This window comes from Holophagales bacterium (assembly GCA_016719485.1).
In the GTDB taxonomy this organism is placed as follows: Bacteria; Acidobacteriota; Thermoanaerobaculia; order UBA5066; family UBA5066; genus UBA5066.
Map to the genome: position 1 here is coordinate 180,919 of JADJZB010000030.1, position 24,070 is coordinate 204,988.

A 24,070-nucleotide genomic window follows, 5' to 3' on the forward strand; every position below is an offset into this window, starting at 1 on the left:
GCGGCGTGCGCCGCGGCCTTCGACCGGAACGTTGGGATTCCCGGGGCTACATGACCGCCGTCGGCGGCGCCGGCTCGTCGGCCGCGCCTGCCTTGCCGAGCGGGACGTAGATGAGGTACGCCGCGAGGAGGGCAACGACCGGGATCGCGAGCCACGGCGCGACCGGCGCGAACGCCGCGATCGTCGGGAACGTGTTGTCCGAGCGGAAGGCCACGACGCCCGCGACGAGGAGGCCGACGAGGGCCTCGCCCGCGATCAGGCCGGACGCGGCGAGGACGCCCGCGTTCTCCACGCGCGCCTTCTGGGCCGCGTTGAAGTCACGCTTGCCGGCGAGCTTGTCGACGAAGCCGCGGATGAGGCCGCCGATGAAGATGGCGAAGGTCGTCTCGAGCGGGAGGTACATGCCGACCGAGAAGAGCATCGGGCTCTTGACGCGGACGAGGATCAGCGTGATCCCCATCGCGATCCCGACGAGGACGAGCGGCCAGGCCATCTCGCCGCCGACGATCCCCTGCGAGAGGGCCGCCATGAGGCCCGCCTGCGGGGCCGGGAGGTTCTTGCCGCCGAAGCCGCCGATGCCGGGGTTGCTGGCGAGGTCCGACGTGTGGAGGAGGTAGAGCGGGAAGAACATGACGGCGCCGGCGATGACGACGCCGATGACGTCGCCGACCTGCATCTTCCACGGGGTACCGCCGAGGATGTGTCCGACCTTCAGGTCCTGGAGCATCTCGCCCGCGACGGCGGAGGAGACGCAGACGACCGCGGCCACGGCGAGGACCGCCGCGACGCCCTCGGCGCCCTTGACGCCGATGATGACCATCGTGAGCGCGGCGACGATCGTCGTCGCGAGGGTGAGGCCCGAGATCGGGTTGTTCGACGAGCCGATGAGCCCGACGAGGTTCCCGGAGACGGCCGCGAAGAAGAAGCCGGTGACGAGCATGACGACCGCCGCCAGCAGCGCGCCGCCGAGGACGCCGGTGAAGAAGTAGTAGAGGGCGACCATCAGGACGAAGACCGCCGCGATCCCCATCAGGACGACCTTGAAGGAGAGGTCCTTCTCGGTCCGCTCGGTCGCCTCGGACGCCGCCGCCGACTTCTTCACGTCGGCCACCCCGCGCTTGATGCCCGAGATGAGGTTCTTGCGCATCTTCCAGAGGGTGAAGCAGGCGCCGACGAGCATCCCGCCGACCGCGATGGGCCGGACGATGTAGCGGTAGAGGTGGCCCGCGAGGCCGGCCCAGTTCTGGACGCCCGAGGCGTCGGTGTACTTGTCGATGAGGTTCGGGCCGAGGAAGAAGACGAGGAGCGGGACGAAGAGCCCCCACGCGAGGAGGCCGCCCGCGAAGTTCAGCGCGCCGAGCTCGGGTCCGATGATGTAGCCGACGCCCATGTAGGCGGGCGTGGCGGCCGGGGCCGAGATCGTCGTGATGCCGCCGGCGGAGATGGTGTTCGCGTCCTTCGTGAGGCCGAGCCGCACGAAGCTCTCCTTGAGCCTGCCGACGCCGACGTGGAAGTCGTTCGAGGCGCGGAAGACGCCCGCGTCACCGAGGAGCTTGATGACGGCCCCGACGCCCATCGCCTTGAAGAGCTGGATGGCGGCGTCGGCCCCGCGCTGACCCGCCTTGTGGATCTCGCTCGCGGCGACCGACTCGGGGAATGGCAGCCCCTTGTCCTCGACCATGACGCGTCTCAGGATCGTCACGAAGAAGATGCCCAGCAAGCCGCCGAGGATCATCAGGGCCGTCGCAACCCCGTATTCCTTCATGTCGAACCCGTTGAACTTCCACATCCCGAGGATGACGAACGCCGGGATGGTGAAGATGGCGCCCGCCGCGACCGACTCGCCGATGGAGCCGACGGTTCGGGCGAAGTTCTCCTCCAGGAGGGAGCCCTTGAAGATCCGGAGGACGGCCATGCCGATGACGGCGGCCGGGTACGTCGCGGCGATCGTCATCCCGGCTTTCAGGCCGAGGTAGGCGTTGGCCGCGCCGAGAATGACGGCCATCAGAAGCCCGAGGACGAGCGCCCGTACGGTGAACTCCGACATCGTGGAGCTCGCCGGCACGAACGGCTGGAACGGTTTCTCACTCATTCAGGAAGATCCTCCCTCGTGGTCTGCTCTCGTAATGAACGGTCAAGTGGCCGAAGGCGCATCAAACGAGGATTCTACACGGGGAGCCGGGGCTACCGGCGCCGGCAAAGCGGCTTCGGGGGCGGGGCGCGGGCCTACGGGACGACCGCGACGTGGAAGTGGGCTTCGAGGGTCTTGTGCTGGTACGAAGCGGGGAGGGGCGGGAACGGCGACGCCTTCTCGACCGCCGCGACCGAGGCCTTGTCCCATGCCTTCACGCCCGACTCCATCGAGACGAACGCGTTCTGGACCCGTCCGTCCCTGCTGATGACGGCCTGGACGACGCACTTCTTCCCCACTGCCGGGAACGTCGAAGGCGCCTTCCAGAGGCCCGCGACCTTCTGGAAGACCTGCTTCTGGTAGCCCGCGTCCTTGAGCGTCGACTGGAAGTAGACGTTCAACGAGGGCTGCCCCGCGGCAAGGGCAGCGAGTGAGGCACTGGCGAGGAGAACGCCGGCGAGGAGCCGGCCTGCCGATCGGCGAGGGGTTCGGGGCTTGCTCACCACGGCTCCACCAGCCCTATCCCTTCTTCGCGAAGGACGCGACCACCAGCAGCTCCTTGCCGTCCTTCATCTTGCAGACCGTCCCCTTCACTTCGAGCTTCACCTTGCCGTTCCCGGCGGCGGACTTGATCGCGTCCACGTCCCTGGTGCCCGGGCAGAACGGCAGGTATCCCTCGCGGCCGTCGGCCTTGAAGACTGGGTTGCAGCTCCTGGCCACGTGGAGGTCGCAGTGCTCGCAGAGGACGGTGCCCGTGAGGGTCACAGCGGACTTGGATACGGGGTCGCACTTCGGCTCGGCCGTCTCGGCTTCGGCGCAGCACGAGGGGCCTTTTCTCGGAGCGGTGTTTCCGGGCCCCGGGGCGGCGGAGGCGGCGGTCGCGATGAGGGCGAGGGCGGCGGCGAGGGCGACGAGGGTGCGTTTCATCGCGGTCACGTGCTCCTTCTTCGGGGAATGGCGCCCCGAGGGGCCCAGGCAGCGAAGAATACCTCCGCCGCGCCGGCAGCGCGCCGGCCCTCGCCCCGCGCTAACCTCCGCGGATGCGTCCGACCTTCCCCGCCGCGACCCTCGCGATTCCCGCCGCTCTCGCTGTCTGCCTCGCGGCGCCGCTCGGCGCCCAGGGACGGCCGAAGGTCCCGATTCCGCCCGACCACTACACGAAGGTCGAGCTGAACGCCTTCCGCGGGACGCCGTCTTACGAGGAGACGATCGCGTTCCTGAGGCGGCTGGAGAAGACCTCGCCGTACCTGTCGCTCTCGTTCTACGGGACGACCGCCGAGGGACGGCCCATGCCCCTCCTCGTCGCCTCGAAGGACGGGGCGTTCACCCCGGAAGCGGCCGCGAAGTCGGGCAAGCCCGTCGTCCTCGTCCTGAACGGCATCCACCCCGGCGAGCCGGACGGCAAGGACGCGTGCCTGATCCTCCTGCGCGACATGGCGCTCGGGAACCGTCCCGACCTCCTCGACACGCTGACGCTTCTCGTCGTCCCGATCTACAACGTCGACGGCCACGAGCGCGTCTCGAAGTGGAACCGCCCGAACCAGAACGGGCCCGTCGAAGGAATGGGCTTCCGGACGACGACGATGGGCTACGACCTCAACCGGGACTTCCTGAAGGCCGATGCCCCCGAGACCCGCGCGCTGCTCTCGCTCGTATCCGCCTGGAGCCCGGACCTCCTCGTGGACAACCACGTCACCGACGGCTCCGACGCCCAGCCGACGGTCACCGTCTCGTACGGCGGCGAGCCCGCCACGCCCGAGCCGCTCCGCGCCTGGCTCGAGACGGTCATGCGCCCTGCCCTCGCCGAGGTGGAGGAGGCGGGCTGGAAAACCTCTCCCTACATCGACTGGATCGACCCGCTCGACCCGGCGAAGGGGATCGACCTCGGCCCCACCGAGCCGCGCTACGGCACCGGCTACATGCCGCTGCGCTCGATACCCTCGGTCCTCGTCGAGATGCACGCCCTGAAGCCGTACGGCGAAAGGGTGCGCGCGAACGAAGCCTTCCTCTCGGCCCTCCTCGCCCGTGTCGGTGCCGCCCCGAAGCCGCTGAAGGAGGCGCGCGCTTCCGCTCTCGAGGCCGCAAGAAAGTCGCCCGTCGGCTCACCCTTCGTCCTCGCCGCCGTGACCGACACCTCGCGGCCCGAGAAGATCGACTTTCCCGGCTTCGCCTGGTCCGAGGTCGTCTCTCCCGTCACGGGACGGCGGCGCCTCGTCTACGACCCGACGAAGCCGATGAGCGTCCCGATGCCCGTCTACCGCCACGCGAAGGCCACCGCGACGGCGCCGCGCCCGGCGGCCTACCTCGTGCCGGCCGGCTGGCCGCGCATCGAGGAGAAGCTCGCCGCCCACGGCATCCGCTTCACGAGGCTCGACGCGCCCCGCACTCTTCCCGTCGGCACCTACCGGGCGAGCGAGGTGAAGCTCGAGAACGCGCCGTACCAGGGGCGCGTGAGGGTGAGCGCGCGGATCGCGAAGGCGGTCGAGACCCGGACGGTTCCGGCCGGATCGCTCTACGTCCCGCTCGACGACCCTCTCGCCCCGGTGGCGATGCACCTCCTCGAGCCGGAAGGGCCCGACTCCCTCTTCGCGTGGGGCGATCTCTCCTCCGCCCTCGAGATGAAGGAGTACATCGACGCCCGCGTCCTCGATCCCCTCGCCGAGGAGATGCTGAGGAAGGACCCGAAGCTGGCGGCCGAGTGGAAGGCGAAGCTCGCGGACCCGCAGTTCGCCGCAGACGCGCGCGAGCGCTACCGCTTCTTCTATTCACGGACGCCCTACTGGGACGAATCCGTCGGGCTCCTGCCGGTCTTCCGGCTCGACGCCGGGCTCGCGGACCCGCCCGCGGCCGCCGGGACGCGCCCCCGATGACGGAGAGGGTGGTCTAGCTCGATCTGGCGAGCGCTGCGACGGGGCCGCCTCCGCGAGGAGGAAGGCCCTCATCAGAGCACCCGCCGCTCCGGTCACGACGCCGGCGAGGATCGCGATGCCGAGATCGGGGAAGTACTCCCCGATCGTGAGCAGGGGCACGCCGATCCACCGCGGTAGGACCAGCAGGACGAGACCCGCCGCCACCGCCTCCGTGACGAGGGGCGTCGCGGCACGGCGGGACGCCTTCAGCCGATGCGGAAACCCCCGGCCCGACCACCGGCGGAAGGCCAGGAGCATTCGGACCGCGCCGGCGAAGACGAGGGCGAGCACGCCGAGCTTGAGCAGGATCTCGTCGGGACGGACGGAATCGACGTCCTCCCCGCGCAGGATCCGGACGACGCCGTCCATCACCGCCGCCGTGCCCGGAACGAACGGGCCGCTGTTCACGTTCGCCAGGAGCGCGATGCCGTAACCCTCCGGGGGCAGCATCGCGAGACGGGCGCTGAAGGTGGCCGTGTTTCCGGCGTGGCCGATCCGGGTACTGCCGATTCCCCAGGCCATCCCCGCGCCGCTCTTTCCGCCGTCCCACGGCGTGAGCATCTCCCTGAGCGCCTCCGTCGAGACGACCTGCCTGCCCCTGAATCTCCCCCCGCCCAGCAGCATCCCGAGGTAGTTGCCGAGGTCCCGCGCGCTCGAGGCCACATAGCCGGCCGGCACGAGCGGACCCGGCGGCAGGGGCTCCCGGCGGGGAATCGTCAGCCCGAAGAGATACCAGTGCCCCCGACCGATCCGGCCCGGGCCTGCGGGCTCGAGATACGCGAAGCTGCTCGTCATCTCCAGCGGCTCGAAGACGCGGCGCCGCAGGAACGCCTCGTACGGCATCCCCGAGACCGCCTCCACGACCTTCCCGAGGACGATGTAGTTGAGGCTCGAGTACTCGAACGCGGCTCCCGGAGGCCTGGCCGGTGTGATGTGGTCGAAACGCCCCTCGCGCTGAGCGCGCCTGTCGTGGCCACTCCACTGCTTCAGCCCGCTCGTGTGCGTCAGCAGGTGGCGCAGCGTGATCGACCGCCCGGCATCCGCCCCACCGACCGCAAACCCCGGCAGACGCTCGCCGACCGGGTCGTCGAACCGGAGCCTGCCGTCGTCGGCCAGCTGCGCGACCGCGAGGGCCGTGAACGTCTTCGTGACGGACCCGATCAGGAACGGCGACTCGACCGTGATCGGTGCGCCCCCCTCGCCGAAGGCCGCCTCGTAGACGACCTGCTCGCCCCGCACGACGCAGAGGGCCAGGCCGGGAATACGCGACAGCCGCATCTGCCGTTCCACGAAACCGGTCATCTTCGTGGCGTCCGGCGGGCGATCCGCGGCATGAGCGGGCGGTCCCGATGCGACGAGTGTCAGGCCGACCAGCGCGCCGAGTCGCAGGGCCAGCCCCGAGCCTGGTCGATACATGTTCCTCCCGCGCCCGCGCGGGCCTCTCAGACGTGCTGGTCGAAGAGGATCGGGTTGCCGTCGGGGTCCTCTGCGACGAAGCTCGCCGGCCCCGTCGTGCTCTCGTCCGCCTCCTGCCGGAGCGTTACCCCCTGGGCCTTCAGCTGGCGCTGCAGCTCGCGAACGTCGGTGAAGGAGTCGAGCCTCTGGGCGTTGCTGTCCCACCCGGGATTGAACGTGAGGATGTTCTTCTCGAACATCCCCTGGAACAGCCCGATCACGTGATCGCCGTTCTTCAGGATCAGCCAGTGCTGGGCGGCGTTCCCGCCGAAGACGCTGAACCCGAACTTCTCGTAGAACGCGGGGGAGGCCTCGATGTCCTTGACGGCCAGGCTGATCGAAAACACGCCGAGCTGCATGCGGTCCTCCTCTTGGTTCGGAAAAGCTTACCCGACCGCGCCAGGCGGCCCGACTCCCGCGCGGGCCGGGACCGGGCTACGGTATGCCCTGCGGTACGGCGTCCGCCGCGCGCTGGAGGGTGCTGGCCGTGGCTTGCGGAAGGCCCGCGCTGAAGGACGCACCTACGGGCGAGCTGCGATAGAGCGCCCGGAAGACCACGGCCGCGGCGAGATAGGACCCGGCGCGCGTCGCATGTTGCGAACCGTCGAGAAGGGATATCTCGGGTGACTGCTGCTGAACGAGCGAGAACGCCTCGCCGACCCGGGCCACGTCCACATTCAGGCTCAGGGCGAGGGAGTCGTAGGCCTCGTTCAGGCGCGCCTGCATGGCCGCGGGCGACCCACCGGATGCGGGCCGCGTATAGAACGGGTCGCCGGCTGGCCGCGCCCAGGTCTGAAGCAGGATCGTCCGGGCGCCGACCGCGTCGGCTTCGGCCTTCAGGAGCCTGGCGTAACGCGTGAAGTCGGTCGCCCGGTTGAGAGGCTCGGTGCTCTGCCCCTGAATGACGAGGACGTCGGGTCTGCGCTTGCGCAGCGCGCGCGCCGCCTCCCCTTTTCGCCAGTGGTCCTCGAGGCGCGCGCCACCGCTGGTGACGGAGTGCACCGTGAGGCGCGCCTGCACCGTGGAGGACGCCGCGAGCTTCTGCACGAGGCCCGGGACGTCGTTGACGAACGTCAGGCTGTTGCCGACGAACAGGACGGAGAGGGCCGGAGGACTCTGCGGAACGAGCGGGTCACGGCCCTGCTGCGGTTCGGAAGAGCCTCGCGCCGCCGCAATGAGGACGAGAAGGGCGAGCAGGACGGATCGCATGCTGAAGAGCTGCCGGGGTCAGCCCGCGACGCGGGTCCACACGCCGTCCGCCGCCACGGGCGCCAGGGGCGCGACCTCGTACTCGCTCTGGACGAGACCGCTCGAGAACTGGCGCGTCGCGACGTGCCGGAGCTGGATGTCCCGGTCCAGCGCACCGAAAAGGGGGATTCCCGCGCCGATGAGGACCGGGACGCGGGAGACGACGAGGCGCTGCACGAGGCCCGCCCGCAGGAAGGCCTGGATCGTGGCGCCGCCGTCCACGTAGACGTGCCGGAACCCGCGGGAAGAGAGCGCTGAAAGCACCTCGGGCGGCGTTCCGGAGATGCCCTCGACGATCGCGCCGTCCGGAGGCGGGGGCAGCGGGCGGCTGCTGAGCACGAAGACGGGCTTGGCGCCATACGGCCACGTCGGGAACGGCAGAACGACGTCGTAGGTGTTGCGCCCCATCACGAGCGCGTCGACCGTCGAGAGGAACTCCTCGAAACCGTACGGCTCGGGCTCCGCTTCGCCCGCCGAAAGGAAGTCGAGGGTCCCGTCCGGCCGAGCGATGAAGCCGTCGAGGCTCGTTCCGACGAAAACCGACGTTCGCATGGGCATTCCCTCCTGCCTGCGGCCCGAAGATGCCGTCATCGCCGGCGTTCGCCGCGCGTCTGGTGCCCGCGGGGGACCTGCAACGCCGCTCTCTTCGCGATCACCACACCTGAGCGGAGCAGCAAGGCCCCCGTCAGCCAGAACGCTGCGCCAACGCCGAGCCAGACGACCCTGGATTCGTCGGACTCCTCGAACTGTTCCGGCGAGAGGACGCGGAAATGGTTGATCCTGTCGACGAAACGCCAGAACCCCGTTGCCGGCAGGTACCAGACCGGAAACCTGTAACCCACCAGCCTCTTCTGCGCCAGCAGCTCTCGCCGCCTCTCCAACCCGCCCGGGATGATGATCCCTTCGTCGTAGGTGGAGAGGGTCTCACCGGTCGACACGACATGACCTTTGATGTTGGTCGACTTGCGGCCTTGGCTGAAATGGTCGACCTCGAACTCGTCCCGCACGAAATCGCCGCGGTTCATGAGTATGCCCACGTCGCGCAGGTTCTTCGGTATGAAGAGCGTTGAGACCGTCAGGATCACGAGACCACAACCGACGGCGACGGTGGCACGCGTGGGCGCCTTCGCGGGCTTCTCGATTCGTGTCATCAAAGCTCCCACCGGCCTAGGGGGACGTCCGCCGTCTGGCCGCAACGGCGGGTGTCAGCCGCACCCGACCCCCGATTGCCGCGGCGTCGAGCTCTCTCACCCGCATCATCGCGTCGAAGGCGCGCCCGGCTGCTGCGCCAGGGTCCCTTCTCCCGCGACGACTTGCGTACCGCGTCAGGACCTTGATGGTGATCTCGGGATCACCCTCCAGGTAATCGTGAAACTCCTCGCCAGGATGCCAGTGCCGGTCGAGCTGGCCGTTCGGCGGTATCTCCACGAGATCCACGAGCACCTCGCGCCCGGGAGTGAGCTTCTCACCCAGAGAGTCCTGCAGCAGGTTCGTGATCCTTGCCTTCGCCTGGCCGGCCCCGGAGCGGGCGCGGTTCGCTGGATCGCGGCGCCGATGCCGTTGAGGGGCTGGCCCGCACCGGCCTGCTTCATGGCCTTCTCGAGCGCGGGGATGCGCGGCGATGGCGAACGGGCGCTGTCGCGCGTCAGCCGCGCCGGGCCGCTTCGATCGCCGCGATGTCGATCTTTCTCATCCGCCTCATGGCTTCGAAAGCGCGCCTGGCAGCAGCGGGATCGGGATCGGAGATTGCGGCCACGAGCGCGCGCGGCGTGATCTGCCACGAAAGGCCCCACTTGTCCCTGCACCAGCCGCATTCACTCTCCTGGCCGCCGTTGCCCACGACCGCATCCCACAAGCGGTCGGTTTCGGCCTGGTCGTCCGTCGCAACCTGGAACGAGAATGCCTCGTTGTGCTTGAACGCCGGGCCACCATTCAGGCCGAGACACGGGATGCCGATCACGGTGAACTCGACCGTCAACACATCGCCCTGCTGGCCCGAGGGATAGTCTCCCGGCGCGCGAAGGACCGTTCCGACCGCGCTGTCGGGAAACGTCTGGGCATAGAACCGCGCGGCGTCCAGGGCGGTACCGTCGTACCAGAGGCAGATGGTGTTCTTAGAGACCATATTCGTTCCCCTTTCGTGGCCGTCCGGGCGCGTCCTCTGCACCCGCTCCGCCGGGCCTCGAAGCGCCAGCGGCTTCAAAGAGCGCGCGCTCCCGCTGACTCGCACCCTGCAGCGCGGGAGACGCTCCACCGGAGCATCGGCGGCGAGCGAGGCAAAGGCCCCTGTGCGCCGGGTTTGGCATCGCGCTCGCTCGCTATGAGAGCGGAAGGCGACGAAACCATGCGGCGAACGGCACCCACTCGGGACGCTGAACGATCGTGAACCATGCGACGTGCAGGACGGGGAAGAGAGCAGCAGGAACGATGAAGGCGGGCCGGAGCGAAGGCGCGAGGCGGGGGCGCAGCAGGAGTGCCAGAAGCACGGCGTCGGTGACGACGAATGTCACCAGCTGGTAATGAAGCGGGTGAGGGAGCGCCGGTCCAAAGAAGAACAGGAGACGCCCGAGGACCGGGTCGATCATGGGTAGGCCGGTTGCGATCATGAAGCGTGCGTGAAGCGGCATCGTATGGCGATGCCGGATGGCGAGAATGTAGGAGACGCTGAAGAGAGCCACCGCCGAGAGTGGCAGAAAGAGACTCGGCGCCTCCCGCATGAAGGTCTCTTCGTCCATGGCTCGAAAGCGGGAGTGCGCGAGTAGAACCGACGCGACCAGAAAGCAGGGAGCAATGACGTAAGAGATGGCTCCCAGCCGGCGATGAAGCGGCCGCGACCTGCGGACGAGGACGGGTTGAGCGATGAGAAGCAGGCACCAGAGAGACGCGAATGCTGCGTGGAGGTGCGTGTAGGGGTCGATCGGGCTGCCCAGCAGGGAGATATATCGCGGCCAGAACGCGAGGGTCGCGAGGAGGAACAGCGCGAGGAAGCCGAACGTTGCACTGATGAACATGATGATTGGCCTGTCGATGCCTGACCGGGGGCTCCGGGGCCAGCGCAGCGTCGGCGGCGAGCGAAGCGACGCGAGTCCGCTGCGTGCCGGGTTCGCTGGCGCCTTAGAGGGTGACCCAGTCTGTGAGCTGAAGGCCCTCCAGGGGGATGCCGGGCCGGGGGAGGGTCGAGGGCTCGGATCGAAGGCCCGACGGGAAAAGAAAGACAGCGCCAGCCGCAACGCCCTCGCAGCGCATGAGGGGCTGGAACTGGGTGCCGGGATGCCCGATGAGACGACGGTAGTCCGTGAACTCCGCGTTCCAGGCGAAGGCGGTGCCGACGGAAGGACACCAGATGGGGACATCGAGAGTGGTGGCGCGGCCGCGGGTGACGAGGGACAGATTGGGACGCGAGGGCCCGGAGACGCCGTTGGCGCACTTCTGGACGAAGGCCAGCGAGAAGCAGGGGTTGTTGACGCCGAGAGCGGCGTCGACGCCTGAGAAGTCGGAACCGCGGAGGCGAACGGAGACGCCGAAAGTGGGCTCGGCAAGAGAACGGTGGAAACGGGCCTTCCCCTCGAGCCACCTCGGCATGACCGTGAGGGGCTGTGCGGCCTGGCTACCGGGTTCGGCTTCGGGCGCGCTGGTGCAGGAGACGACTGTCATGCCTGCGACGAGAGCCGAGACGGCGAGGCGTTCAAGACGCGTCATGAGCATTCCTCCTGCGACGAAGCCATCCAACGTTTGAGCCTACCGGCCCGTTGCGGTATGTGGCCAAGAGCCCGGATCGAAATGGCGGGCCTTGGGGTGACTGCTGCTATGGGTCCGGTTGAGCGAGGGGTCTAGGCCGGGCCGGCCGAGCCGCCAGCGGTATCCGGGGTGGACTGGCGAAGCGTGGAGAGCACGGCCTGGAGCAACGCGGCCAGTTCCGGATCGGCGGCGATGCCGCTGTGATCGAGCTTGCGACCCGTAAGCGGAACAGCTGTCTGGTCCACGACACGCGCGCCCATGACCCGAAGAGTCTCGACGAGGGCGCCGTGCGCGACGGACGCCTGCGGGCGCGCGTTGAGCACGGAGACTGGTTTGCCGTTGATCTCGACGCCGCCGACGAGCCAGTCGAGTGCGTTCTTTAGGACGCCGGACACGCCGTGTGCGTACTCCGGACTCGAGATGACGATGGCGTCAGCGAGACCGATGTCCTGACGCCACGCCCGAACGGACGGAGGAAGACCTGCCTCCTCGACGTCAGAGTTGAAGAACGGCAGTGAATCGAGCGGGCGCGGAAAGCGGACAGCGGTGTCAGCCGGAGCAAGTGCCGCGAGTGCGCGTAGCAGGGAGGTGTTTGACGAGGCCTCGCGCAGGCTTCCAGAAACTGCGAGGACCTTCATGAGCGTCATGATTCCATACGGTGCCCGTATTGCCGTCTGCCACGAGCGTCACGCGCGCGCCAGTGTGCGCGTCCTCAGCCACGAAGGTGCATGAGGACGCGCGTGGTGCGACCTCACCGCAGCGTCAGCGGCGAGCGGCGCCGGGCGCCGCGAGTCCGCTCCACGCCGGGTCAGGGCGCAGCCGCGACGCTATGACTGCAAGCGCTTTCCAGCGGCGCATGATTCGATGAGGCGCGATAGACGCCGGGCCCGAGTGGCGGAATGCTTAGAGCTCGCGACCCAGTAGACGACGGCTCGCCGATAGCTCGGCGGTGTGCCGTCGAAGAACTGCCACGCGGCAGGAGAGCCCTTGAAGAACGCCAGTTCCTGCGCAGTGAAGGATGGAGAGGCCTCTCTCTCGTAGGAATGGACGCTGGATCTCTGATCTGCCCGATGAGAGTACGCGAGCAGGCCGGGCGACAGCATGCGCCCCTGGGAGATGAGGACCTCCGCCTTCGCGACGTTGATGGTGCTCCAGTGAGAGCCCGGTCTGCGCGGTGTGAACCGAATCTGGTAGGACTCGTCGTCGATGCGCTTCCGAACTCCATCGATCCAGCCGAAGCAGAGTGCTTCATCGACGGACTCGGACCAGGTGAGGCTGGGCCTGCCAGAGGCGACTTTGTAGAAGCCGACGAAGAGCTCGGATGCAGAGGATGCGTGACGAGCCAGCCACCTGCGGAATGCGCCAGGCGTTGGGAAGAAGACAGGCGCGCCCGGTGCGATCGGCTTTGACATAAGCGGCCTCACCGTGGGCGCCAGTCGCGAGCACAGCGAAGCCGCGCGAGTCCATTGGACGCCGGGTTAGGGCGCGCCCGGAAGCTACCGGTAGGCCTCCCGGCGGTGGGCGACCTTGATGACGGCGACGATGCGGACCCGATCGCTGACGGTGTAGAGGATGCGGTTCGAGCCGAAGCGGATGCGGTAGGCATCGGAGGCGCCTGCGAGCTTGAGGCTGCCCTGCGGCCGGGGGTTCTCGGAGAGGCCCCGAATGAGTGCGGTGGCCCGCTGCCGATCCTTGAGTGTAGGAAGCGCCTCGAGTTCCTTGGCCGCTGAGGGCTTGATGGAGACGCTATAGCTTTCCACGGCGCTTGAGGCTCTCGACGACCTTCTCGAAGTCGAGGTCGGGCTCGTTAGCGCGCTGACGGAGGGTGGACAGGTCGTCGGCGTCCTCGGCAAGCGTGAGCCGGACCGCCTCACCGACAAGGTCAGAGATGGAGCGGTCGGTTGCCGCGGCCTTGGCCCTGAGGGCACGGTGGACGCCAGGGTCAAAGTAGACGGTGGAACGACGAAGGCCCTGCATGAGGTGAGTATAGCGCTATGACGTCATGACGCCACGAAGGCAGCGGCCGAACCGCAGCGTCAGCGGCGCGCGAGCGCAGCGGAGCGGAGCGAAGCCCGCAGCACGCCGGGTTAGGCTCGTGCTACGGGTGTGGATAGACGCCTCCGCGGAGGTGGTAGCCGAACTGGAAGGTCGGAGCGCCAAGGGCGACAGCGCTTGCGAGCGGGTGTGAGCCGCGGAAGGTCCAAGGAGGAGCCGCCTCGCACGCCTGTTCTCGGTGACCGGCGAAAGCGATGCGGACGAGGTCAGTCACCGCTGATGAAGCAGGAGGGAAGATGGCCTGCATACCGGCAGAGCTAGGCCCGCCGGTCACGGGCCCGGCTGGCGTGCATTCGGCGGTGATGGTGAGGCCGTCGACAGCAAGAGCGGCAGACCACCGCCCTCGAGCGCTTGGAGTGAGGCGACCAGCGCCATACGAGGCGTAGTAGCCCTTTCCGCTCATGTACCTGACATACGCATGGTCGGGGAGCCAGAAGTCGAGAACGAGGAGCGGCCGACCTGGGCCGAGATCGGTGGAGGGGTCGGACGGCGCCACACGAGCGAACCACAGAGCGAGGGCTCCCTGGGCTGGCCAGGCTGGGGCGCGGCCATCGATAGTGAAGGTGCGCGCCCGGACGAACTCGAGATAGGAGACGCCCCAAGGGCCTTTGGCCGGGTGCTGACCGAGAAACTCCTTTGCCCAAGCGACGCCACCGGAAGCGAGTTCCCCGATGGTGACGAAGCGAAGGCGTGAGGGTAGGCGCCTCTGGACCGTTGCGGGATCAAAGGCGAGATAGAGCACCAGCTCTTCCGGACCCTCGACAAGCCATTCCGCCCGGGCGCCGCACGGAAGGGTGGGCACGCCGGAGGAGACGTCAGTCGCGAGGAGAGACGAGCTCAGCAAAGCGATGCCGAGAAAGCGCCCGTTCAAGTTTGAATCCCCGCGGTGTGAGATTGCTCGAGCATGAGGTTAAGCGGGTACGAGCCTAACCGTGGCTTCAGCGGCGAACGTAGCGAGTCCGCTGCATGCCCGGTCAGGCCGCATGGGTTCTGTCAGGGCTTCGTAGGCATCGCATCTGGACTAGGCCGCCGGCACGAGGAAGGCACCATGTCGCCGTGCCGCGCGCAGCAGCAGCACCACCGCGACCGTGGTCGACGCGATCACCAGCAACGAACTCTCTGGACCGAACATCCCGCCGGTCAGCCAGTCGGGCCCGGCAAAGCGGCTTTCGAGTGGCGCCAACTTGCGCCAGTCTTCAATGCCGGAAAGCGGCAGGCCACTCAGCAGAATGGTGAAGTTCCATGCCGCGTGATTGGCGGCCACCACCCACAGGTTGCGCGCCAGGACGAACACCCCGGCCCAGAGCAGGCCCGCCAAAGTCACTGATACCAGCATTGTCACCACGTCGCTGATCCCACCTTGTTCGACGTTTTCCAGGTGCTGCACGGCGAACACCACCGCTTGTACTACCAACGCAACCTTCGTTCCCCAGGCCCGTTCCAGGACCCGGAACAGCAGACAGCGGTAAACCAGTTCTTCCAGGATAGCCGCGATGCCGATAAGCGCTGCGACGCCGAGCAGCGCCGGCGAGGCGCCGCGGAACAGCACCTGGCGGTAGACGCCCAGAGCGAATAGCACCGCCATCGGCAGCGCCACCATGGCAGCGCCGCTCGCGCCGCCAAGTATCAGGTGAATCGGCCGAAGATGCAGCTCGGTCGCTTCGCGCTTTTCATGCCAGTGCACGAAAGCCCAGTAGCCCGCCACTGCCGTCAGAAGGATGCCCGCGCGCCTGAAGACACTGAGCAATGCGGGCCCGGGGTGGAACACCGCTTCGATCAGCGGCAGCAGGCCCTGTCGAAAGATCAGAATCGAGCCAAGAATCGCCACCCCACCCAGCAGCAGTGAGCCGAGCATCCGGCCGGCGACGCGCATACGCCGTCGCGCGATGTTTCCAGTTGCAGGCGGAGCGGTGCGGCTTGTCTCAATGTCCTCAGGAGACTTTGCATTTTCGCTCACGTTTTGCGATTCAAGATTCAGAGAAGTTTCAAGTGAATCATGATTCTTCATGTCGGCCTAACCGCGGGCATCAGCGGCGAGCGGCGCGAAGCGCCGCGAGTCCGCTGCACGCCGGGTTAGACCCCGCCAGCGTGAGAGGCGACGTGGCGAGTCTTCGGGCTGGTTCTCGGTAGCTCTTCGCGAATGACACGACGCAGGATCTCCTCAAGGGGCTCCTTGCGACGCCGGATGTGCTCGGCAAGCGCGGCGTTGATAAGGGTCTGGTAGTTGCCACCGCCAGCGGCATGAACCTGCGCTTTGAACCACTCGAGAATGGCGTCATCGAGGCGGATAGTGATGCGGGTCTTGCCGGAGGGAAGGGGATCGACGGCGCCTCGCTTGGCCCTGCTGAAATCATATTCACGCTTCATGGCTGATCCTCGTACTGGCGCCTCTCGTGAGGCGTGGCCTTGCGAGCCGAGATGATGCGGACCTTTGTGCCGCGGCGGACGTAACAGACGACGAGAAGCCGACCGAGTGCATCTGCGCCCAGGGTGAGACGACGAGACTCGAACGGATGATCGTCATCGCGAGTTGCTGCGAGAGGGTCGGAGAGAACGGATGCTGCGTCGGCGAAATCGACGCCGTGTTTCCTGAGGTTGGCCGCGGCCTTCGCGGGGTCCCATTCGTACTCCACGGCGCGAGTATATGCACGCGCGTACACAGCGCGCAAGAACCGCGACTAAGGGGTCTAACCGCGGGCATCAGCGGCGAGCGCAGCGAGTCCGCTGCATGCCGGGTTAGACGGCGCCCTGCATGAGGGCAGACCGCATGAGCACCAGTCTCTGGGCGCGCTCGGCAGATACGGACCAACCGAAATGGTCTGCCACTGTGGGCGCTTCTTGCCGGGTGATCGCGGCGAGAGCCAACGCGCACACCTCCGGATCACAGCGGCCTTCGAGCTTGATCTGCGCGAATGCCACCGCGATGGCTGCCTCGTCATGAACAGAGACGGTCAGTGCGTCGTCATCGGTCCACTCGTGTAGGGGCTTGGTCGCCCACGCCAAGACGCGCTCTTCGAAACCCCAGCGCGCCAGAAGGCCAGGAAGGAAGATGGCAACGAGCTTGTCCCGATGTGTGCGCCGCCACCGTCGGAAGTCGGGCAGCAGGTCGGCGCCTGTGTCGTTTCCGTGAGGCGCATTGTCGTCTGCCTCTTCCCAGAAGAATGGATCGTTCAGAAGCGTCCGTGCGTCTGGGTGATACTCGGACCAGTCGATGTCGAGTCGCTCCCACGGGGAAAGCGCAGCCGCGGCCGCAACCGATCGGGCCTTGGCGTCGGCGACGAAGAGGCGAAGGGCCTCCTCCGTGGCTGGCACGGCGGCGATGGCGGTCGCCAGCGCGGCGGCAAGTGCTTCCGATTTCAGAGCGGGAGCCGCTGCCCTCTTCCGGCGAAGGACAACAGGGAGAAGTGCAGCGAGTTCCTGAAGGACCGGCAGGAAGACGTCGAGAGAGGCAGGGCCAAAGCGGAGGGCGCGCTCCGCGGAGCACACGTGGCTGTGGTAGCGGACGTACAGCACGGCGCGCTTCGAGAGGAAGCGCGTAGTAGGTAGGTGCGCGAGCGACCGGTGGAACTCGTCGTACAGGCGCTCAAGGGTCTTCCCGGGAGGCCCCGCCGTTGTGAAGCACGCAGTGGCCTCAACGGTCAGCTCGTGTGGAACAAGAGCGGCAAGGTGCTGCGAGAGGTAGTCCCCAACGGGCGAGACGCTCGCGGCGCTGCCGTACTGGTTGTAGGCCTGGGTGTAAATGCGGACTTTCATATTGGCTTGCGACGTCTAACCGGGGCATCAGCGGCGAGCGCAGCGAGTCCGCTGCATGCCGGGTTAGGCCAATTCAACGGAGGAGACGGAACGGGTACACGGCAAGATCTGGTGGACGACTGGGGTCAAGGTACGTCGTCACCGAGCTAGCGTATGCGAGGTAAGGCTGCGTAGCGGAAAGGAGAAGAATCTCGTAGGCGTGGCCGGGAAGAACGCCGTTCAGTTGGACCGAACGACGGGCGGGAACTGAGAAGACGTACGGATCAGGGGAATCGCCAGGAACCCACACTGTCGCCATGGCTTCCGCGTCGCCGGTGTTTGCGACGGTGAGGTTGATCCGGCGCGAGGCAGGATCGGCTGGATCAGAACAGAACGTTTCCGAAGGCGGGGGAGGAATGGAAGCTGAGTGGGCCGTCATGCCGGCGGGGAAAGGGACCTCGTAGACGGGGAGCGGCGCAGTGGCCAGAGACACGGCGACAGGGGGCGGCGAAGGTTCGCAGGCCCGGAAGGCTTCGAGGTGGATGCTCCCTGAGACGATCACGCCCGGGTCAACGTCGAGTTCCACGAAGCCGGCGCCATTGCCTGGTGAAACGCAGCCCAGGGACCCGAGCGGCGCGACGTGCCACGTGGCCCGCGGTGGGACGATGAGGGGGCCCTCGGAGCAGCCCGGTTCGATCCTCGCGTACTCCCCACCGAGGACGCTTATGTAGCGGAACGCCAACGGCCCGTTCGTGGTGTTGGTGACAGCCCGTGTCGTGCACCACTCAATCGACTGCCAGGGCCACACGTCGGATGGGATGCGAGCCCCTGGGGCGACCCCAACGGGGATGTAGATCGTGGCTGCGTCCAGGTCTTTGGGTGCGAGAAGAAGGGAGGCGAGGCAGAGTATCGCAAAACGCATAATGAACCTCCAAAAGGCGGAAGGTCGGCCTAACCGTGGGCGTCAGCGTCAGCGGCGAGCGAAGCGAAGTCCGCTGCACGCCGGGTTAGAGCGCAGCGGAGGATGCTGCACGGGCGCTTGCTGGTGCGGGCACGGGAAGCGGCCGGACCTGGCGCGGCAGGTCACCGCGGGACCGGAGCGAAAGCACCGGGCAGGAAGACGGCGTCTCCGGTGCCGTTGTCGATGACGATTGCGTAGGGAATCGCGGACGCAGTAGTCGTGACTTCGAGGACCGCGTTCTGAGTGACCATGTCGCCGGCACCGACCGCGCCAAAGATGTCGTCAATCTGCTGCGGCCGCCACATTTCGAAGGTGAGCGGAACACCGATGGTTTGGCCGGCAGAGTCCTTGAGGTGGTAGGTGACTGTTCCACCGCCATGACTCGGAGCGACGCCTACGTTTGTGCGAAAGCCGACGCTGCGATCCCGACCGTTTGATGCGAGGCCGATGAACATGGTTCGCTTCGTAGCTTGCGTCGCGGAGTCGATGGCCGGAATAGCCACACCATACGAACCGCCACCGGAGGACGCCGTAGTGTAGGTGCGACTCGTTGCGAAGAAGGCCGCCGGAGTGGCGCTTAGGTCAGGGTAGATGGCGATGGCGCCAGAGGTGTCGGGTGCCTTTAGGAATGCCCCGATGACGTCGCTGATCAGCTGGGTCTGGGCCGGAGCCAGTGCCACGGATCGAGATGGAATACTCGTTGGACCGCAGCCGGATCGGCAGAGATACTGAAGCGTAAGGTACAGGTGTTCCGAGGACTGGTTAGTCAGCCAGAGATCCGTCCGCCAGTATGTGTCTTGAAGCCCGTGTGCCGATGCCGCAGCAGGGACGACGAGCTTTTCCCGTTCTTGATACTGGGCGCGAACGACGAGTGGGACAAGGGACAGAGCGAGGACAAGCAGTCGCAAACAACGAATCGCCACGAGAAGGCCTCCACTGTGGAAGTGACTCTGACGGCTGCGGTCTAACGTCTGGCATCAGCGGCGAGCGTAGCGAGTCCGCTGCATGCCGGGGTTAGACCGCCGCCGTGTTTGGGAATGAGAGACGAGAGCCGCCTGAACCCAGGATGCCTGACAGCTTCGAAAGCCCTCGGCGTCCGTGGGCCGTGAACTGGTATGGGCCCGACCGAGTGAGCTAGATGAAAGAACGAAGAAGGCGATGGCGGCGGCGTCGCGAGTGCCGAGAGGAGACCGGAGAGGTCGATAGAGCGGTCCGCCGCCGCGAAAGGTGGAAGAGACAGGGAGAACGGACCGAGAACGACAGGAAGGACTGCGGCGACGCTCGAAGCCTGCGAGGTGTGTGGCGCGAGAGTGGGCCTGGGTTGACACGGTGAGGCGCACGGGAACAGGTAGCGTGCGCGCTGCGGATCTGTCGGAGAGACGAGGACGCCGGAGACTCGTAGGCGCGAATGCGCGCTTCTCCGTTGACCGCGTCGCGGGGCGTGCCAGTGCGCCATGTGTTCCGGACGGGCACGATGCGTTCAGCACGCGAGATGTCTCTCCGACGGCGGTCTAACCGGGGCATCAGCGGCGAGCGTAGCGAGTCCGCTGCATGCCGGGTTAGACCGCGCCGGTGAAGCGGACGGGCGCGACCGTGAAGCGCCGCTGCGGAAAGCTCTCGGCGTGCGCCTACCTCGGTCTACTGAGAATCCAGCGAGAAGCTACGAGATAGGTCTCGTCGCGGCCTTTCGTGGCGGCCACCTGCGCATCGGGCGCTATCGGGCCCTCGTATTGCCGGCCCGTTCGGTCGGCGAGATAGCCGATGGCAAGAAGCAGTTCTGCGCCATCGGGCAACGACAAGGACATCGTCGAGGTCGCCAGACCAGCTGTTGGAGCCCCTACGAAGTAGGTGTTCGGGCGGCCCCGAAAGGCGACAGCCACGGCCTCGCCCGAACTTGCGGTTCGAGGTCCGACCAAAACCGCGACCGGCGCGGATGCAGTACGAAGAAGGAGCGTCTCCGGCCGCCTGAGGCCCAGCCCTCCGAACCATGGAGGACCGGAGCTCGCTTGACCAGCGACGATCCAAGTGTCCACACGCCGATCCCACTGCGGCATAAGAATGGCGGAGATGCGCCCCTCTCCCAAGAGGGGACCGAGGCCGTCAAGCATGGGCCACATGTTGCCGCCGACATTAGTGCGGAGGTCCACTACCCAGCCGAGTGGTCGCTCCGCATCGAGGTCACGAAGAAGCGTCCGAAGGGCCTGCGCGTACTCCCGTCCGGACGAGTCGTTCAGGAAGTAGACGGAGCCCCAGCCGGTGCCGACGTGCGCCGGGACGAGGACGTAAGCCAGGTGCTCATCTGTTAGGCGTCCAAACGGCTTCGAGGAGTATGGCCTGGGCGCTGGAGTAGATGGCGCTGGGTGTGCCATACGTTCGAGTTCATGCGGCGCGAAGAGAAAGGAGTGGCGGTCGTGAATGTCTGCGAGGGCGTGCCGGATGGCGGGATACGTGTCCCGCGGGGATTTCGCGTTCACAATCCGCGCGAGGGCCGCTGCGCGGACGGAGGGCCACGGGACCTGGTCGCTATGGAGGTAGCGACTCTCCATGAGGGACAGCGCCTCGAGTAGGTAGGCGACCGCAACACGAGACGCGCCCGGCACCGGCGGCAGGGGTCTAAGTGCATGCCAGAGCTCTGCGGACACCACGAGAACGACCCCGAGGCCGACCGGAAGGAGCACGAAGACTCGCCTCCGAACCCAAAGGCGCGCGAGGCGACGAGGAAGCCGCACGAGAGCGCGGAGGAGCAGGAGGAGACCCGGAGCCAGAGCAAGGAGTCCCGCCACCGTATGGAGCCAGACAGGGAGACCTGCATAGTAGACAGCGTCAAACAACAGCCCGGCACCTAAGACGAGGATGCCGACGAAGGCCAGGACGGCACCGACCACCGCAGTCACAACAGATCGAAGCCTTGCATGCACTCGCATAGGGTCGTGGGTGTAGGGAGGCTGAGCGCTCACTTCAGGGTGTACGGATGAAGAGGCGGACTTGTCGGGCGCGACGGCCTAACCGTTTATTAGACGGCTGGAAAATGTCGGAATCGCGTGAAATCGCCGTCTATCGCGAACCGGCGGCGATGGTCTTAGACAGCATTCGGAGCTGTCTAATCCGGCCCCCCCACAAGCGGGCGCGGAGAGACACGACTGGGGGCGCCGTCTAAGACCTTTCTCGGCGGGCATGCGATAGACGGCGCGGAATCGCTCCTCCCGAAACGTGGAGCCGCGCGCCCCGTCCGCCGGGCCGGACGCTCCCGCACGGGCAGCTGCCGTCGCGACACCCCGACGGCCGGCGACGTCGATGCGCCCGACGAAGGGCTTCCGGCCAGGGGCGCCGCCGTGCACCGGCTCCGTCGATCTCCGCGGGGCGCAGCGGACGTCGAGAGCCGGGCCCGGAACCGGTCCGGATTGGCAAGAGGTTGTCCGCGGCATTTTCAAGCGACTGATCACAAAAGAGTTATGGAGCACGGGTCCGGCCGGCGCCGACACTCCGCGCCCTTCGGTGTCCCCGGCCGAATGGGTCTGGCGAGCGTCGCCGAAGGGCCGGAACCGGGTATGCAATCCGTGGGGCCTCGAGAAAGAGACGATTTCGACACCGGGTTCAGACGGGGTGACTCGCGTACGAAGGAGCGCAGCCCCCAACCCTAGGCTGCGCGAGAGGCCTGGAACTGCGACAGGTGCGACGAAGATACCTCGTCCGTGCGACGCCGTGGGCCCGGACGTGCCCGGTCACGTCAGCGTTTCAACCTGGCGGCCCGCTTCGGCCGCCGGACGAGGACCAGGCGCGAGGGGCGCCCTTTCCCTTCGCAGGATGCGCAGAGGCGGGCGCGGCCGAAGGGGCTGCGTCGGGTCCACTCCTCGGCGCAGCCGAGGCAGCGGTAGGTGTAGCGGGCGTTGCGGGCGCGGATCGTCGCGAGGCGGTCGGTCTCGGGGGCGCTCTTGCGCGTGACACCGAGCTCGCGGGCGATCTCCCAGAAGCGCGAGGAATGCCCCTCGTCCACGCCCCAGCGGTCGTGGCAGATGGCGTGCGCCGTCTCGTGGAGGAGCGTCTGGCGGCGGTCGGCCGCCGACATGTGGGCCGAGACGCGGATGACGTGCGGCGGGCCGTACTGGATGACGCCTCCGGTCGCGCGCCGCGAGGAGAGCTCCACCCGCGCGGGCGGGAGCCGGTAGCCCTCGGCGAGCGCGTCATAGAGCGCCTGGAGCGACTTCTGGTCGGAGCGCAGCTCCTCGCGGGTCAGCGGGGGGTCGGAGAAGAGGTCGAGCTGGACGAGAGGTTCACCCTTCACGAGAGTGCCTCCAGCGCCTCGCGGTGAGGCGTGAGCGGCCTGTGGAGGACGAGCGCGACGACCGCCGCGGCGAGGACCGCCGCGAGGATCTCGAGGGTCGGCAGCGGGCTCCCGTGGAAGGTCGGGACGATGACGATCCGCGCGGTCCAGAGGAGGGCGAGGGCGACGCCTCCGGCAGCCCAGCGGCCGGTGCCGAGGGCGAGGAGGCAGAGGGCGAGCGAAAGCGGCAGCTCGGCGACGATCGCCTGGCCCAGGACGAGCGGCCACGGGACCGCCGGGTACGGAAAGAGCCAGAGGCGCGCGGCGACGGGGACGACGATCCCGGCGAGAGCCGCGAGCGGCGCGCCCAAGCCGACCCGCACCCGGCGGCGGAGCGCGCCGTAGAGGGCGCCGCGGACGAGGGACTCGTGCAGGAGCGCGACGAGGACGACGAGCGGGAGGGCGGTGTGCCAGGAGGCGGGTCGCGTGAAGAAGGCGATCGTGGCGTAGCGCAGCGCCCGCGCCGCGGGCAGGTAGGCGAGCGCCGCGGCGAGGAAGGCCAGGACGCCGAGCACCGGATAGATCGTCCGCTCCCCCATCCGCGTCATGGGGGAATGGTAACGAACGTTGACGGCTTCCGACAGGGCGTCGACACTCGCAGCATGGATTCGAACGCTTCCCTCCGCACCGGCTTCGTCGGCCTCGGCACGATGGGCCTCGGCATGGCCCGCAACCTCTCGTCGAAGGGCTTCTCCCTCGCGCTCACGAACCGGACGATGGAGAAGGCGGTACGCCTCGCGAGCGACCTGGCGGCCGGCGCGGCGCCGGTCGTCGCGCTCCCGAGCCCCGCGGCGGTCGCCGGGGTCTCCGACGTCGTCGTCTCGTGCGTCTCCGACGGTCCCGACGTCGAGGAGATCCACCTCGGACGGGACGGCACGATCGAGGGGGCCCGTCCCGGCACCGTCGTCGTCGACTGCTCGACGATCGACCCCGTCGTCGCCCGTGCCGTCGCCGCGCGGCTCGCCGAGAAGGGCGTCGCGTTCCTCGACGCCCCGGTCTCGGGCGGGCAGAAGGGGGCGAACGAGGGAACGCTGTCGTTCTTCGTCGGTGGCGACGCCGCGGCGCTCGAGAAGGCGCGCCCGGTCCTGGAGGCGATGGGAAAGCGGATCACCCACCTCGGCCCCTCGGGAGCGGGCCAGCTCGGGAAGGCGACGAACCAGGTGATCGTGGCCGGGACGCTCGCGGCCGTCTCCGAGGGAATGGCCTTCGCGAGGGCCGCGGGCCTGCCGCTTCCGGCGATCCACGCTGCGCTCACGGGCGGCGCGGCGAACTCGTGGGCGCTCGAGGTCCTCGGCCGGAAGATGCTCGACCGCGACTTCGCGCCCGCGTTCGCGATCAAGCACCAGCAGAAGGACCTCGCGATCGTCCTGAAGACGGCCCGCGCGAACGGCGTCCCGCTCCCGGCCGCAGCGCTCGTCCACCAGCTCCTCTCCGCCCTGGAGGCGAAGGGGCGCGGGGAGGAAGGGACCCAGGCTCTCCTGACGCTCTACGAAGAGCTCTCCCGCTGACGCCGGGGCCGG

26 protein-coding genes are annotated in these 24,070 nt (G+C 67.7%); 2 read left to right on the forward strand and 24 right to left on the reverse strand.

Going from position 1 to position 24,070, the window contains the following annotated elements; all coding sequences use genetic code 11:
- Positions 1–46 precede the first annotated feature (46 nt).
- The 3 genes from IPN03_22380 to IPN03_22390 all read right to left on the reverse strand — a co-directional run bounded on the left by IPN03_22380 (position 47) and on the right by IPN03_22390 (position 3,058).
- Positions 47–2,092: an oligopeptide transporter, OPT family gene (locus IPN03_22380; protein ID MBK9376390.1), complete on the reverse strand. Its 2,046-nt coding sequence runs from the start codon at positions 2,090–2,092 to the stop codon at positions 47–49.
- A 134-nt stretch (positions 2,093–2,226) separates the two neighbouring features.
- Positions 2,227–2,634 carry a TonB C-terminal domain-containing protein gene (locus IPN03_22385; GenBank protein ID MBK9376391.1) on the reverse strand — a complete coding sequence of 136 codons (408 nt, stop codon included), beginning with the start codon at positions 2,632–2,634 and terminating at the stop codon, positions 2,227–2,229.
- A 16-nt stretch (positions 2,635–2,650) separates the two neighbouring features.
- Positions 2,651–3,058 (reverse strand): hypothetical protein, encoded by a 408-nt coding sequence (locus IPN03_22390; protein MBK9376392.1) that lies wholly within the window; start codon positions 3,056–3,058, stop codon positions 2,651–2,653.
- Between the two features lie 113 nt (positions 3,059–3,171).
- On the opposite strand from IPN03_22390, the gene IPN03_22395 reads away from it, so the two are divergent.
- Entirely contained in the window at positions 3,172–5,001 is a 1,830-nt protein-coding gene (locus IPN03_22395; GenBank protein ID MBK9376393.1) for a peptidase M14, read from the forward strand.
- Here IPN03_22395 and IPN03_22400 read toward each other — a convergent pair.
- The 21 genes from IPN03_22400 to IPN03_22500 form a co-directional block, all read right to left on the reverse strand.
- Positions 4,897–6,456, reverse strand: coding sequence for a beta-lactamase family protein (locus IPN03_22400; protein MBK9376394.1), 1,560 nt, complete (start codon positions 6,454–6,456; stop codon positions 4,897–4,899). The genes IPN03_22395 and IPN03_22400 overlap by 105 nt on opposite strands.
- 26 nt (positions 6,457–6,482) lie before the next feature.
- Entirely contained in the window at positions 6,483–6,854 is a 372-nt protein-coding gene (locus IPN03_22405) for a VOC family protein (protein MBK9376395.1), read from the reverse strand.
- Positions 6,855–6,930: 76 nt separating this feature from the next.
- Positions 6,931–7,704 (reverse strand): SGNH/GDSL hydrolase family protein, encoded by a 774-nt coding sequence (locus IPN03_22410; GenBank protein ID MBK9376396.1) that lies wholly within the window; start codon positions 7,702–7,704, stop codon positions 6,931–6,933.
- 18 nt (positions 7,705–7,722) lie between these two features.
- Complete coding sequence (locus tag IPN03_22415; GenBank protein ID MBK9376397.1) at positions 7,723–8,295, reverse strand: dihydrofolate reductase; 573 nt, start codon at positions 8,293–8,295, stop codon at positions 7,723–7,725.
- Positions 8,296–8,330: 35 nt separating this feature from the next.
- The gene (locus IPN03_22420) at positions 8,331–8,894 is read right to left on the reverse strand and encodes a hypothetical protein (GenBank protein ID MBK9376398.1); all 564 of its coding nucleotides are present in this window, start codon (positions 8,892–8,894) and stop codon (positions 8,331–8,333) included.
- Positions 8,895–8,910: 16 nt separating this feature from the next.
- Positions 8,911–9,180: a hypothetical protein gene (locus tag IPN03_22425; protein ID MBK9376399.1), complete on the reverse strand. Its 270-nt coding sequence runs from the start codon at positions 9,178–9,180 to the stop codon at positions 8,911–8,913.
- Between the two features lie 208 nt (positions 9,181–9,388).
- A complete protein-coding gene (locus IPN03_22430; protein ID MBK9376400.1) occupies positions 9,389–9,868 on the reverse strand; it encodes a VOC family protein in 480 nt (159 codons plus the stop codon).
- 193 nt (positions 9,869–10,061) lie between these two features.
- Complete coding sequence (locus IPN03_22435) at positions 10,062–10,754, reverse strand: hypothetical protein (protein ID MBK9376401.1); 693 nt, start codon at positions 10,752–10,754, stop codon at positions 10,062–10,064.
- Positions 10,755–10,857: 103 nt separating this feature from the next.
- Positions 10,858–11,442, reverse strand: a complete 585-nt coding sequence (locus tag IPN03_22440; protein MBK9376402.1) for a hypothetical protein — start codon at positions 11,440–11,442, stop codon at positions 10,858–10,860.
- Between the two features lie 131 nt (positions 11,443–11,573).
- Entirely contained in the window at positions 11,574–12,128 is a 555-nt protein-coding gene (locus IPN03_22445) for an NAD(P)H-dependent oxidoreductase (protein ID MBK9376403.1), read from the reverse strand.
- Positions 12,129–12,308: 180 nt separating this feature from the next.
- The gene (locus IPN03_22450) at positions 12,309–12,893 is read right to left on the reverse strand and encodes a YdeI/OmpD-associated family protein (GenBank protein ID MBK9376404.1); all 585 of its coding nucleotides are present in this window, start codon (positions 12,891–12,893) and stop codon (positions 12,309–12,311) included.
- Between the two features lie 84 nt (positions 12,894–12,977).
- Positions 12,978–13,241: a type II toxin-antitoxin system RelE/ParE family toxin gene (locus IPN03_22455; protein MBK9376405.1), complete on the reverse strand. Its 264-nt coding sequence runs from the start codon at positions 13,239–13,241 to the stop codon at positions 12,978–12,980.
- Positions 13,228–13,458: a CopG family transcriptional regulator gene (locus IPN03_22460; protein ID MBK9376406.1), complete on the reverse strand. Its 231-nt coding sequence runs from the start codon at positions 13,456–13,458 to the stop codon at positions 13,228–13,230. Before IPN03_22460 ends, IPN03_22455 begins: the two co-directional genes overlap by 14 nt.
- Positions 13,459–14,557: 1,099 nt before the next feature.
- On the reverse strand, positions 14,558–15,409 hold the full coding sequence (locus tag IPN03_22465; GenBank protein MBK9376407.1) for a CPBP family intramembrane metalloprotease: 852 nt from the start codon (positions 15,407–15,409) through the stop codon (positions 14,558–14,560).
- Between the two features lie 200 nt (positions 15,410–15,609).
- Positions 15,610–15,903, reverse strand: coding sequence for a BrnA antitoxin family protein (locus tag IPN03_22470; protein ID MBK9376408.1), 294 nt, complete (start codon positions 15,901–15,903; stop codon positions 15,610–15,612).
- Positions 15,900–16,169, reverse strand: a complete 270-nt coding sequence (locus tag IPN03_22475; GenBank protein ID MBK9376409.1) for a BrnT family toxin — start codon at positions 16,167–16,169, stop codon at positions 15,900–15,902. Before IPN03_22475 ends, IPN03_22470 begins: the two co-directional genes overlap by 4 nt.
- Positions 16,170–16,272: 103 nt before the next feature.
- Entirely contained in the window at positions 16,273–17,289 is a 1,017-nt protein-coding gene (locus IPN03_22480) for a hypothetical protein (GenBank protein ID MBK9376410.1), read from the reverse strand.
- Positions 17,290–18,351: 1,062 nt separating this feature from the next.
- A complete protein-coding gene (locus IPN03_22485) occupies positions 18,352–18,909 on the reverse strand; it encodes a hypothetical protein (protein ID MBK9376411.1) in 558 nt (185 codons plus the stop codon).
- A gap of 948 nt (positions 18,910–19,857) precedes the next feature.
- A complete protein-coding gene (locus IPN03_22490; GenBank protein ID MBK9376412.1) occupies positions 19,858–21,153 on the reverse strand; it encodes a hypothetical protein in 1,296 nt (431 codons plus the stop codon).
- 803 nt (positions 21,154–21,956) lie between these two features.
- Entirely contained in the window at positions 21,957–22,511 is a 555-nt protein-coding gene (locus IPN03_22495) for a hypothetical protein (GenBank protein MBK9376413.1), read from the reverse strand.
- Positions 22,508–23,098 (reverse strand): hypothetical protein, encoded by a 591-nt coding sequence (locus IPN03_22500; protein ID MBK9376414.1) that lies wholly within the window; start codon positions 23,096–23,098, stop codon positions 22,508–22,510. The genes IPN03_22495 and IPN03_22500 overlap by 4 nt, the downstream gene beginning before the upstream one ends.
- 54 nt (positions 23,099–23,152) lie before the next feature.
- Here IPN03_22500 and IPN03_22505 point away from each other — a divergent pair, with 54 nt between their 5' ends.
- Positions 23,153–24,058, forward strand: coding sequence for an NAD(P)-dependent oxidoreductase (locus tag IPN03_22505; protein ID MBK9376415.1), 906 nt, complete (start codon positions 23,153–23,155; stop codon positions 24,056–24,058).
- Positions 24,059–24,070: the final 12 nt, after the last annotated feature.